Origin of the sequence: Streptomyces sp. NPDC048171, from assembly GCF_043202655.1 — a bacterium.
In the GTDB taxonomy this organism is placed as follows: domain Bacteria; phylum Actinomycetota; class Actinomycetes; order Streptomycetales; family Streptomycetaceae; genus Streptomyces.
The window spans coordinates 73,199-83,215 of the sequence record NZ_JBIDAU010000020.1; the positions used below are offsets into that span (position 1 = coordinate 73,199).

The window sequence follows — 10,017 nt, forward strand, 5'->3', positions numbered from 1 at the left end:
TGGAAGGACAGAACGTTGAGCAAGACTAAGGAACACACCGCGGCGCCCACCGCGCTCCCCCTCCCCCAGCAGGCGCAGGCGGCCGGTCCTGTGGCACCTCCGCGAGTGTCCGCCCGCCGGCGTCGGCCGGGCGTGATCGCCCTGTCGCTGGCACTGATCGCGGCCGGGGGCGCGGGTGTCGCCGTCCTCCTCCTCCAGGTAGGGGACCGCACCAATGTGGTGACGGTGGTGCGCGACGTTCAGGTCGGCCAGGTCCTCACCGAGCAGGATCTCGGGAAGGCCTCGGTCGCGCTGGATCCGGCAGTGAAGGCCGTGCGCGCGGACGACGTGGAATCGGTGGTGGGCAAGCGGGCGGCGGTCGAGCTGAAGCCCGGGGCGCTGCTGAGCCCGTCTCAGGTCACGAAGGACTCTCTGGTGAAGGCCGGGGAGCAGCTGGTGCCGATCGGGCTCAAGCCCGAGCAGGTTCCGGCCACCGCGCTGGTGCCGGGGCAGACGGTCCAGCTGGTGCATGTGCCCGCCCAGGGAGCAGCCGAGGCGGGCAAGGAGCCCGGCGAGGCCGGACCGCAGAGCATCGCTGGCCGGGTGGTGAAGGCGTCGAAGGCGGCTCCTGGAACCGGAGTGGTGGTCGTCGACGTGGCCACGACCGCGGACGACGGTCCGACTGTCGCCGCGTGGGTGTCGGCCGAAGCGCTGCGCCTGGTCCTCGATGCTCGGGAGAACAGCTGATGGCCGTGATCGCGCTGACCGGATGCAGCGGCGCCCCCGGGGTAACCACCAGTGCTCTCGCTCTGCTGCTGTCCTGGCCGTTGGAGCCCGACCGGCGGATGATCCTGGCCGAGTGCGACCCGGACGGGGGAGCGGTCCTGCATGGTCTGCTGCAGGGCACGCTCGGGGACCGGTACGGGTTGCGGAATCTGTCGGTGGCGGCCCGTAAGGGCGAGTTCGGTGAGGCGTTCTGGCGGCAGCTGATCGACCTGAGCGGCGAGGACGGCAAGGCCGGGTCGCCGCGTGACCGACTGCTGTTGCCCGGGATCACCGATCCCGCCCAGGCGGCGAGCCTCAGCTCAGTCTGGAAAGGTCTCGCCACGATGTTCCGCGGCATCGACGCCGACCATGGTCATGACGTCCTGGTCGACCTCGGCCGCCGCGGTGCGGTCGGCCCATCCGGGGTCCTGGCCGAGCAGGCCGACATCGTCCTGGTAGTCGTCCGCAACACCCTGCGCTGCCTGCAGGCAGCGCAGGGCCGGGTCAGCGAGCTGGAAAGGCGCGTCGGCAACGTCGGTCTCCTGGTCGTCGATGAGGGCCCCTACCCCGCCGGGGAGGTGCAGCGGGTGCTGCAGGTCCCGGTCGTGGCGAGCCTGCCGCTCGCGCCGAAGGAGGCCCGGGTGCTGTCCGACGGTGCCGACCAGCCCCGCCACTTCACCAAGACCGCGCTGATGAAAGCTGCCCGCACCACGAGCACCCTGCTGGCGCAGCGGGCGGCTGCGCGCCGTGCTCAACTGGGCCCGCCCACCGCGCCGGTCAGGGGCACGGAGGCGTCCCATGCGCGGTAGGCCCCTGCACGCCGATCCGACCGTCGTGCCACCGTCCGGCCGGCCTCCCAAGGCTGCGCGCCAGCAGGTGGAGGGCGCGCCGGCCGGGTCTGCCGCGGGCACGGGGGTTGTGGGTGCGGCGCCTCAGGTCACGGTGGACTACAAGGTTGCCCGGCACATCGCCTCGCAGGTCGCCAAGCAGCGCGAGGAGCTGCTGAAGACGGCCCCGGACATGGACCGGGCCAGTGAGGAGCAGCGCTGCCTGGACTGGATCACTGAGGCGGTGGCGTTGTGGTCGGATGCCGCGGCGATGAGCCCGCAGGAGGACGAGGCGCTGCGTCGTGCAGTCTACGACCTGCTGTACCGGGCGGGGCGGCTGCAGCCGTATCTGGACGATGAGCGGGTCGAGGACATCATCATCCAGGGCCCCGGTGAGGTGTGGCTGGACTACGGCGACGGAGAACGCCGCATGGTCGGGCCGATCGCCGACTCCGAGGAAGAACTTCTGGAGCTGCTGCGGGAGCTGGCCCGCGGGTCCGGGCATCAGGAGCGGACCATCTCCACCGCCAATCCGTCCCTGGCTCTGTCGCTGCAGGACGGGTCCCGGCTGCAGGCGATCACAGGGCTGGGGCCGATGACGTATGCGGTCATCCGCCGGCACCGCGTGTCCCACGCCGACCTGGACGACCTCGTGGGCTTGGGCACGATCGACCCCGTCCTGCGCGAGTTCCTCGGTGCGTGTGTGCGTGCGGAGAAGAACATCATGATCGCGGGGAAGCAGAAGGCGGGGAAGACGACCTTGTTGCGGGCGATGCTCAGGGAGTTCGGCCCGGAGACGCGGTTCGCGACGATCCAGACCGAGGACGAGCTGTTCGCCCACGCCGACGGCTACCACCGCCAGGTCGTCTCCTTGATCGGGCGGGAGTCCAACGGGGAGAAGGACCTCACCGGGCGCAGTGCCGGTGAGGTGACGCTGCTGGATCTGATGCATCCGGCGCTGCGGATGTCGCTGGAGCGGATCGTGGTCGGTGAGGTCCGTGGTCCGGAGGTCGTGGCGATGATGCAGGCGCTGACCAACGGGGCCGGCGGGAACCTGTGCACGATCCACGCGCGGCGCCCGGACATCATTTTCGACCGGATTGCCGAGCTGTACGCGCTGGCGCAGGGCAATCTGTCCGAGCAGCTCGCCTACCGGCAGACCGCCAACGGCCTGGACTTCATCGTGTACGTCGACATGACGGACGAGACGCAGATCGGCGGCCGCCGCCACCGCTACGTCTCCCACGTCCTTGAGCTGACCGGCATCGGGGAGTCCGGCCGGCCGGCCACCAACGAGGTCTTCTCCCCCGGCCTGGAGTTCGGTGAGCTGCGGGCGGTGCCGCGGATGGACCCGGGCTGCATCGACGACCTGCGCCGGGTCGGATTCGACTCCAGCCTGCTGCAACAGCCCTACGGGGCCTGGTCGGCGCCGTTGCCGCTGAAGGTCGGAGGCGTCCAGTGATCCTGTTGTGGGGGCTGCTGAGCGGGATGGCGGTCGTGGGCGGGCTGGTCGGCGTCGTCGCCGGGATCGTGGGAACGTCGGCGCCGCGCCGGGCCTCCTGGTGGCAGCGGATGCTGGTCCGGCGCGGCCCTGGCCAGAGGGAAGACGTCCGGATGCGTCGGCGGGTCCTGTCCGTCGCCGCAGCTGGTGTGGGCGCCGGCGTGTGGCTGGCTTCAGGGAACTTCGTCGCGGGGATTTTGCTCGGAGCGGCCGTGATCGGTGTGCCGTGGCTGGTCACGCCGGGACAGCTCGCAGCGGAACGCATCGGTCAGCTGGAGGCCCTGAGTGAGTGGACTGGCCGGCTTGCGGGCCTGCTGCGGCTGGGCATGGGCCTGGAACAGGCGATGATCACCAGTCGTCAGGGCGCCCCGGACGAACTCGCCGCCCAGATCGTCAATCTCTCCGACCGGCTGCGGCTGGGCTGGCGTCCCGAGGAAGCCCTGAGGTCCTTCAGTGACGAGCTCGGCGACGTCACCGGCGACAAGGTGGTGGCCGCGCTGATCCTGTCGGCGGGCGACCGCGGGCCGGGCCTGGCCCAGGCGCTGGAGGACCTGGCGGGCAGCGTCCGCGACGAGGTCGCCAAGAAGCGGAGCATCGAGGCGGACCGGGCCAAGCCGCGGACCACGGTGCGGTGGATGACCATCATCACTCTGGGCATCGTGGTGGCCGGATTCTTCGTCCCTTCCTACACCGCCCCGTACTCTACGCTCCTTGGCCAGCTGGTCCTTGCCTTCCTCACGGCCGGGTTTGTCGCCACCCTCGCGCTGATGCGGCAGCTCGGAGCCTTCCGCCGCATCCCCCGCTTCCTCATTGCGGATGCGGCCAGCACCGTACGGCTACCCACCCCTGCGGCCGTCGCTATTGACGTACCGGCTGTGGAGCGTGAGCACGAAGGGGCCCGCCCGTGAACCTTCTGCCCATCGTGCTGAGCGGCGGGACGGTCGGCGCCGGTCTCGCTGTGCTGGTGCGGGAAATGCTGATGCGTCCGCAGCCCGCCCTGGCCCCGGCGCTGCAGCGCACGGCACCGGGCAGCCTGCCCGTAGCCGCCGAGGAGGGCCTGGACCGGGACGAGGTGTGGGGGCGGTGGCTGCTGGCCCGCCTCGAGCGCCTGCCCGTCCTGCGCGTGCCCGTCACCAATCTGGCCCTGCTCGGCCAGGGCCCCGGCCAGTTCATGCTGAAGAAGACCGCGCTCGCCGCGCTCGGGCTGCTGTGCCCCGTGCTGGTGACCGTCCCGTGGATCGTGGCGGGCATCTCGCTGCCCTTCTACGTGCCGGCCGCCGTCGGACTCGCCGTCGCCGCCCTGCTGTTCATCACCCCCGACCTCGCCGCGCGCGACCAGGCCAAGCGGGCACGTGAGGAGTTCGCCCACGCTCTGGTCGCCTACCTCGACCTGGTCGCGCTCAAGCGGGCCGCGGACGCCGGCCCCACTGAAGCACTGGAGAAGGCGGCCGCCGTCGGACAGGGCTGGCCCTTCCTGTATCTGCAGGGCGCGCTGCGCCGGGCCCGGCTGGAGAAGATCCCGCCGTACCAGGCACTGAGCGAACTGGCCGCCGAGTACGACCTGCCGGCCCTGGGTGACGTCGCCGACATCATGCGCGGCTCCGCCACCGACGGCGCCGCCGTCTACAAGGCGCTGCGGGCGCGGACCGCCGCGCTCAGCGCCGAACTCCTCGCCGATCAGGCCTCGGAGGCTAACGCCGCCAGCGAGAAGATGACCGCTCCCGGCGCCCTGCTTGCGGTGCTGGTCATGCTCCTCATGGCCTTCCCCGCGGTGATCCGCATGCTCACCGTCTGATCCCCACTGACCCGAATACTGGCAAGGAGAGTTCCGTGAAGTACACCGCCGCCCGCACCTACCGTGCCGTGCTCGCAGTGACCACGCGGCTGGAGGAAGGGCTCGCCGAGCTGCAGCGGCGCCCGGACCGGGGGGACATCAGCATCACGACCGTCATCATCTGGGTCGCCGCCGTCACCGGCGCCCTGGTGATCGCCGGGACGATCGCCGCCGTCATCGCCAAGTACAACGGAAACCTGAACGGCATCTGATGCTGGATCACGCCCGGTTCAAGGCCTGGTGGCGGGGGCGACGTTGGGCCGACGACCGCGGTGACGCGTCGATCCAGATGGCCATCATCTACCCATTCGTACTGCTCGCTGCGCTCGCCGTCATCCAGGCGTCCATGTGGTACTACGCCCGGCAGATCGCCCTGACCGCCGCCCGGGAAGGAGTGACCGCAGCCCGCACCTACCAAGCAGGTCCCGCCGATGGCACGGCGCGCGCCCGCCAGGTCCTGGACCGCACGGCCGGAGACAGCCTGCGTTCGGTCAGCGTGCGCGCCGGCAGCGACGGTGAACGCGTCCGGGTGCAGGTGACGGGCGTCGCCCAGTCAATGATTCCTGGAGTTCCCGGGCTGACCATCACGCAGTCGGCTTCGGGGCCGGTTGAGAGGTGGGTCCAGCCGTGAATCCCATGTCCCAGGTGATGCGGCTGGGCCACACCCGGGGTGGTGATAAGGGCAGCGTCGCCATCGAGGCGGCTATCGTCATCCCGCCGCTGATCATGTTCGTGTGCCTGGCGCTCGCCGGCGGCCGCCTGGTCACCTCCGGGGCGAAGATCGACGCCGCCGCGGAGGACGCCGCCCGGGAGGCATCGATCCACCGCACGGCCGGCTCCGCACAGTCAGCAGCCCAGGCTGCGGCTGCGGAATCCCTCAACGATCAAGGCATCGTCTGCGCCTCCAGCAGGGTCACCATCGACACCAGCGGCCTGAGCGTGCCGGTAGGCCAGGTCGGCACGGTCACAGTGACGGTGAACTGCACCGTGAACCTGTCTGACCTGCTACTTCCTGGGGTGCCGGGGTCCAAGAGCCTCACGTCCACGGCCACATCGGTGGTCGATGCCTTCCGGAGCCGGACGTCATGACCGTGACCTGGGTGAGGGCACGTGGGCAGAGGTGGGACGACTGCGGGGGCGTGACGGTGTTCGTCGCGGTCTGTGTCGTCGCGCTGATCGGGATCATCGGCGTGGCCGTCGACGGCGGCGGCAAGCTGCGGGCCACCGAGCGTGCCGACCACGTGGCCGGGGAAGCCGCCCGGGCCGGCGGGCAGGCCATCGACCCGACTGCGGCCATCAGCGGCGAGAGCATCGTCGTCAAGCCGCTGGATGCCGTCGCCGCGGCACGCGCCTACCTCCGCTCTGTCGGCGCCACCGGCACGGTGAATGTGTCCGCGGACGGCAAGACACTCACCGTGCACACCACCGGCACCTACGCCGCGAAGTTCCTGCCGGTGGTCGGGATCGGCTCCATGCCAGTCACCGGTCACGGCACCGCCACGCTCCTGCACGGCGTCACCGCACCCGAGTAGAGGAAGTCCCTGATGCGCCACGCCCACGCCCCCGCCGCCACCGGCCGTACCCCGGTCCGGGTGATCACAGGCATCGTGAGCCTGCTCGTCCTCGCCGGCGCGCTGGTCGGGCTGCCGCTCCTGCTCGCCTGGGCCAGCCCGGTCATATGGGCCGCCACGCACGACGACCTGGCGCATCTGCTGGACCGCCAGGACACCGGCGGAGCGTTCCTGGCGCTGCTGCTCGTCATCGGCTGGACGGGCTGGGCGCAGTTCGCGTTCAGTGCCGTGCGGGAGTTGGCCGCGCAACTGCGTGGGCGCACGTGGCCGGTGCCGCGCGGGTTCGGCGCCTCGCAGCGGGCCGCGGCCGCACTCATCGGCAGCATCTTGGTGCTCCTGCCGGCCAGTTCAGCTCTCGCCTCCGACGCACAAGCAGCGACCACTGCCACCGCGGCCCGGCTGCCCGGACAGGCAGACAGCCAGCAGGCCGCCGAGTCGTCGTCCGCCCCGCACGTCCAGCAGGACTCTGGAACGGCCTCGATGTCAGTGCATACCGTCCAGGCGGGAGAGAGCCTGTGGAGTATCGCTGAACAGGAACTCGGGGACGGCGAGAAGTGGCGCCAGATCGCAGCCCTGAACGAGGGCCACGCCATGGCCGACGGCCAGGTCTTCCAGTCGAACAGCTTCCTGCGCGCCGGCTGGCAGCTGCAGATGCCCGCCGGGCAGGCCCTCATGAGCGGCGACCGCGCCCAACGGGCCACGGCGGCGGCCGGCGCCGACGAGGCGAGCGTCCACGTGGTCACGGTCGATGCGGGCGACAATCTGTCGAAGATCGCCAAGGAGGAGCTCGGCGACAGCGACGAGTGGCCCGCCCTGTTCGCCGCCAGCCGCGGCAACCCGCAACCGGACGACCTGCCCGCCCTCACCGACCCGGATGTCATCTACGCGGGACAGCAGATCACCGTGCCCGAGCAGCAGAGCGCCGGGACGCCACCCCCGCCCAGCGAGTCGCACCGGCAGGAGCCCACTCCCCCACCCGCACAGGCACCGGACAGCGAGCAGACTCCGGACACCGGGCAGGCACCCGCGCCAGACCGCACCCCCGCCCCTGCGACCTCGCAGGCTCCCGCCTCGCCGGACAACCCGTCTGCCGGACAGCCCAGCCCAGAACACACCCCCTCCACATCGCCGTCTACGCCGGCCTCGCCGGCGCAGACGCCCGAGCCCGCAGCCACCTCCACCGACCCCGCGCCGACGTCGACCCAGACCGACGGACCGCTGAACCTGCGCATGGTGCTTGGGGCCGGAGCACTGCTGGCCGCCGCCATCACCGGCGCGCTCGCCCTGCGCCGCACACTGCAACGCCGCCGCCGCAAGCCCGGCGAGACGATCGCCATCGCAGGCGAGACCTCCCCGGCCGAGGCGCAGCTGGCGGCGGCCGCCGAACCCGCAGGTGCCGCGCGCCTTGACGGGGCCCTACGGACCATGGCTCACCAGGCGCAGCAAGACGGTGCGGCAGACGTGCCGGGGATGCGGGCTGCGCGGGTCGGGGCCCGCACTGTCAACGTGCTGCCCGAGGACCTCTCCCAGAGGCCGCTGGCGCCGTTCGTCTCGGGCGAGGACGGGTGGTGGATTCTGGACGCAGATGCCGTCCTCCTGGACGAGGAGGACGCCCGTGACGTGCCGGCGCCCTGCCCGGGCCTGGTCACCATCGGCAGCACCGACAAGGGCGACCTGGTGCTGCTCAACCTCGCCCGGACCTCCGCTCTGCTGCTGGACGGCAACCCCGTGCACATCAGCGAGGTGTGCACCTCGCTCGCTCTGGAACTAGGGATGAGCCCGTGGGCGAGCGACGTCGAGATCGTCACCGTCGGGTTCGGCGAAGACCTGCCACAGCTGCTGCCCACCGCGCGGATCGCCCACATGCGCCAGCCCGCGCACGCGCTGCGTGACCTGGCCGAACGGCTCCTGGAAGCCCACCAGCTACCCGACACCGCCCACCAGCCCTACCTGCTGCTGTGCGCGTCGGTCCTGGATACCGACACCGCCTGGGAGTTCGCCGACCTCATCGACAAGGCAGGCGACGTCCCGGTCACCCTGGTGGCCCCGGCCAGCACGGCCGCCCCGCACTTCCCCCACGCGGAGATCCTCAACGCCTCCCTCGCCACCCCACAGACCCTCGAGACCACCGGCCACGAGGTCACGGTCCAGCGCCTGGAACACGCCGCCTACCTCCAGATCACCACAGCCCTGCGCGTGGCCGCACAACCCGCCCACGAAGCCCAAGGCCCATGGAGGGACGTCCCGGACGAGCCCACCGATGTGCAGCAGAGCGAGCAGAAGGTGCAGCCGGCCGCGCCAGAGCCCATTGCCGCGGATTCAGGCGGCGCGGTGGCGCAGGACGCCCAGGCAGGTGGCAAGGTCTTCCCGGCCTTGCTCGCCGCCGCCACCGATCCAGCCAGCCTTCGCCTGCTGCCTTCAACCGCACCAACGCCCCAAACACAAAAGGAAAGCTCCCCAGGAACGGACACTCCAGCCGCCCTTACCGCGCAGCCCCCGGGCTCCAACGCCGACAAGCCCCCCACCGAACCGACGGCCCGTGCAGCAAGCACGACAGCGGAGGAGGGAGCGGCCGCAGGCACGGCCCACGACCTGCACGCGCCGGAGATCCGGGTGCTGGGCCCCATCGAGGTGACAGGCGTGGCCAGTACCGGCCACGGCCCCCGGCTCGCGCAACTCGCCACGCTGCTGTTCTTCCGGCCCGGGCGCAGCTCCGAGACCCTGTGTGCCGACATGGACCCCGCCAGCCCCTGGCACCTGAACACCCTCAACGCCCGGATGCAGGGCCTGCGCCGCTCGCTGGGCAACGACCCCGACGGCAACCCCTACGTGCCACGCCGCAAAACCGGCCAAGACCCCTACCGCCTCTCCCCCGCCGTGCGAAGCGACTGGACCCGCTTCCTGCAACTCGTCGAACACGCCCTGCCCACGGGCCCCGCCGGCCTGCCCGACCTGGAGAAGGCCCTCTCCCTGGTCCGCGGCAGGCCGTTCGGTGGCGCCCCGCTGCCGTGGACCGAGCCCTACCAGCAGGAGATGACCACCCGCATCATCGACGTCGCACACACCGTGGCCACCTACCGAACCTCCCCCGGCCCTCACCAGGAACTCAGCGCCGCCCGCCAGGCCGTCGCGACAGGCCTCGATGTCGACCACACCGCCGAACTCCTGTACCGCGACTGGTGCCGCCTCGAACACGCGGCCGGAAACCGGCAGGGACTGCACACCGCGATCACCCGCATCCAACAGGTCAACCAGACACTCGACTGTTCGCTGGAGACCGCAACCGAAGCCCTCATCCACGAACTCCTCAACCTGACCCCACAAACAGGCGGCCTCACGCAACAACGCGCGCCGCTGCAAAGCCCCACCGCCCGTGCATAGGGACCGGCCGCGGGCAGCGGCGCACAGCAACCAGCCAAAGCACAGAGAAGACGGTGGTGTGGCTGCGCCACTACAGCTGACCCGGACGCATCGCGTTCTCATCGGCATGGTCGTCTTCGGTGCCGTCATCATCGCCGGGATCGGCTTCGCTGGTTCCTA

General features: G+C 71.0%; 10 protein-coding genes. All 10 read left to right on the top strand.

Annotation, left to right across the window (positions count from 1 at the left end; genetic code table 11):
* The first annotated feature begins 15 nt into the window (after window positions 1-15).
* Genes ACGF3J_RS37195 through ACGF3J_RS37240 form a run of 10 tightly spaced genes read left to right on the top strand, consistent with a single transcriptional unit; the run spans window position 16 to window position 9,858 of the window.
* Window positions 16-726, top strand: coding sequence for an SAF domain-containing protein (locus ACGF3J_RS37195; RefSeq protein ID WP_393855933.1), 711 nt, complete (start codon window positions 16-18; stop codon window positions 724-726).
* On the top strand, window positions 726-1,553 hold the full coding sequence (locus ACGF3J_RS37200; protein ID WP_393855934.1) for a hypothetical protein: 828 nt from the start codon (window positions 726-728) through the stop codon (window positions 1,551-1,553). The genes ACGF3J_RS37195 and ACGF3J_RS37200 overlap by 1 nt, the downstream gene beginning before the upstream one ends.
* Window positions 1,543-3,033, top strand: coding sequence for a CpaF family protein (locus tag ACGF3J_RS37205; RefSeq protein ID WP_393855935.1), 1,491 nt, complete (start codon window positions 1,543-1,545; stop codon window positions 3,031-3,033). Before ACGF3J_RS37200 ends, ACGF3J_RS37205 begins: the two co-directional genes overlap by 11 nt.
* On the top strand, window positions 3,030-3,980 hold the full coding sequence (locus tag ACGF3J_RS37210; RefSeq protein WP_393855936.1) for a type II secretion system F family protein: 951 nt from the start codon (window positions 3,030-3,032) through the stop codon (window positions 3,978-3,980). The genes ACGF3J_RS37205 and ACGF3J_RS37210 overlap by 4 nt, the downstream gene beginning before the upstream one ends.
* A complete protein-coding gene (locus tag ACGF3J_RS37215; protein ID WP_393855937.1) occupies window positions 3,977-4,867 on the top strand; it encodes a type II secretion system F family protein in 891 nt (296 codons plus the stop codon). Before ACGF3J_RS37210 ends, ACGF3J_RS37215 begins: the two co-directional genes overlap by 4 nt.
* 35 nt (window positions 4,868-4,902) lie before the next feature.
* Complete coding sequence (locus ACGF3J_RS37220; protein WP_393855938.1) at window positions 4,903-5,118, top strand: hypothetical protein; 216 nt, start codon at window positions 4,903-4,905, stop codon at window positions 5,116-5,118.
* Entirely contained in the window at window positions 5,118-5,537 is a 420-nt protein-coding gene (locus tag ACGF3J_RS37225) for a TadE/TadG family type IV pilus assembly protein (RefSeq protein ID WP_393855939.1), read from the top strand. Before ACGF3J_RS37220 ends, ACGF3J_RS37225 begins: the two co-directional genes overlap by 1 nt.
* A gap of 5 nt (window positions 5,538-5,542) precedes the next feature.
* A complete protein-coding gene (locus tag ACGF3J_RS37230) occupies window positions 5,543-5,995 on the top strand; it encodes a TadE family protein (protein WP_393855944.1) in 453 nt (150 codons plus the stop codon).
* Window positions 5,992-6,438, top strand: a complete 447-nt coding sequence (locus ACGF3J_RS37235; RefSeq protein WP_393855940.1) for a pilus assembly protein TadG-related protein — start codon at window positions 5,992-5,994, stop codon at window positions 6,436-6,438. The genes ACGF3J_RS37230 and ACGF3J_RS37235 overlap by 4 nt, the downstream gene beginning before the upstream one ends.
* Window positions 6,439-6,450: 12 nt before the next feature.
* Complete coding sequence (locus ACGF3J_RS37240) at window positions 6,451-9,858, top strand: LysM peptidoglycan-binding domain-containing protein (protein ID WP_393855941.1); 3,408 nt, start codon at window positions 6,451-6,453, stop codon at window positions 9,856-9,858.
* Window positions 9,859-10,017 lie beyond the last annotated feature (159 nt).

Bases quoted from the DNA above. Each gene is read 5' to 3' on its own strand.
- ACGF3J_RS37240 (WP_393855941.1), top strand. From the start codon at position 6,451: ATGCGCCACGCCCACGCCCCCGCCGCCACCGGCCGTACCCCGGTCCGG.
- ACGF3J_RS37200 (WP_393855934.1), top strand. From the start codon at position 726: ATGGCCGTGATCGCGCTGACCGGATGCAGCGGCGCCCCCGGGGTAACC.
- ACGF3J_RS37230 (WP_393855944.1), top strand. From the start codon at position 5,543: ATGTCCCAGGTGATGCGGCTGGGCCACACCCGGGGTGGTGATAAGGGC.
- ACGF3J_RS37235 (WP_393855940.1), top strand. From the start codon at position 5,992: ATGACCGTGACCTGGGTGAGGGCACGTGGGCAGAGGTGGGACGACTGC.
- ACGF3J_RS37225 (WP_393855939.1), top strand. From the start codon at position 5,118: ATGCTGGATCACGCCCGGTTCAAGGCCTGGTGGCGGGGGCGACGTTGG.
- ACGF3J_RS37205 (WP_393855935.1), top strand. From the start codon at position 1,543: ATGCGCGGTAGGCCCCTGCACGCCGATCCGACCGTCGTGCCACCGTCC.